The following is a 442-nucleotide window of genomic DNA, read 5'->3' as shown; positions in this document are numbered from 1 at the left end:
GCGTAGACGAGGGGGGCGGAACCGCGGAGTTCGAGGGCACCGGACTCCGGCGCCTCGCGATCGGGGGCCCCGTTCGCGAACCGTTCGGGGACGAGTTCGCCGGGAACGATCCGGGGCAGCGGGGCGGTTTCGGTGAACATCGCCACGTCGCCGGGGTTCGGCCCCCGCTCCGGCTGTCGCACCGGTCGGGTCAGTCGCTCCTGCGGCACGCCGGTCGGCGAGCCGGACGCGATCACCGCGACCGGACGGATCACCAGCGTCCGCGGGTCCTCGGCGACAGGTGTCGGGGCGGCGCCCGCCGGTGCCTCGGCGGGTCGACCGGCGCGGCAGCCACAGACCGCCCCCTCGTCACCGCCGGCGGATCCGCCGCACGCGGTACAGGACGTTTCCCGGTCCACGGCGCCTCCCCTGGCACTCGACAGCGGTGCGATGATGCCACACC

The 442-nt window shown here is 75.3% G+C and carries 1 pseudogene; it reads right to left on the bottom strand.

The features are described from left to right. Positions 1 to 398, bottom strand: a pseudogene (locus tag FNQ90_RS26575) (hypothetical protein); the annotation flags it as partial. Positions 399 to 442 lie beyond the last annotated feature (44 nt).

Origin of the sequence: Streptomyces alkaliphilus, from assembly GCF_014141535.1 — a bacterium.
Lineage (GTDB): Bacteria > Actinomycetota > Actinomycetes > Streptomycetales > Streptomycetaceae > Streptomyces > Streptomyces alkaliphilus.
The sequence above is the reverse complement of the archived record's forward strand: the minus strand, read 5'-3'. Positions and strand labels throughout refer to the sequence as shown.